This is a genomic window from Halomonas sp. 3D7M (genome assembly GCF_014897885.1).
Taxonomy (GTDB): domain Bacteria; phylum Pseudomonadota; class Gammaproteobacteria; order Pseudomonadales; family Halomonadaceae; genus Vreelandella.
Map to the genome: position 1 here is coordinate 71332 of NZ_JABUZF010000268.1, position 613 is coordinate 71944.

The 613-nt window shown below is 54.8% G+C and carries 1 protein-coding gene; it reads left to right on the forward strand.

The annotated features are described in order from the left end of the window. Window positions 1–590: aminotransferase class III-fold pyridoxal phosphate-dependent enzyme (locus tag INT22_RS21500; RefSeq protein WP_226912887.1), on the forward strand; the 590-nt coding region annotated here is incomplete at its 5' end. Window positions 591–613: the final 23 nt, after the last annotated feature.

Below are 613 nucleotides of genomic sequence, written 5' to 3' on the forward strand. Positions count from 1 at the left end.
AGCCTGATTTGGTCACCATTGCTAAAGGGCTAACCAGCGCGTACCAGCCGCTTTCTGGCGTGATTGTTGGCGACAAAGTATGGAAAGTGCTTGAGCAGGGTACTGGCGAGTTTGGTCCTATCGGTCATGGCTGGACCTATTCAGGTCACGCACTAGGCTGTGCCGCAGGCCTTGCCAATTTGGATATTATCGAGCGCGAAAACCTAGTGGGTAACTCTGCTGAAACTGGCGGCTACTTCCAGCAGCAGCTCAAGGCCACCTTTGAAGGTCACCCGTTGCTTGGCGACGTACGCGGTGTTGGCCTAATGGCCGCTCTAGAGTTCTCACCAGACGCCAAACAGCGCCTGCATTTCGACCCGGCGTTGAAAGTTGGCCCGCGTGTTGCAGCAGCGGCAATGGAAGAAAACCTGATCGCCCGTGCGATGCCTCAAGGCGATATTCTAGGCTTTGCACCGCCACTGACCATTAACCGTGGTGAAGTTGACGAAATGATTGGTCGCGCCAAGCGTGCCATTGATCGCGTGACGGATGAGCTGGTGCGTTCCGGTGATCTTAAAACTGGTGAGCAAGAAGCGGCCTTTACGATTTAATAGCGCTTAACGCTCCCCAAACG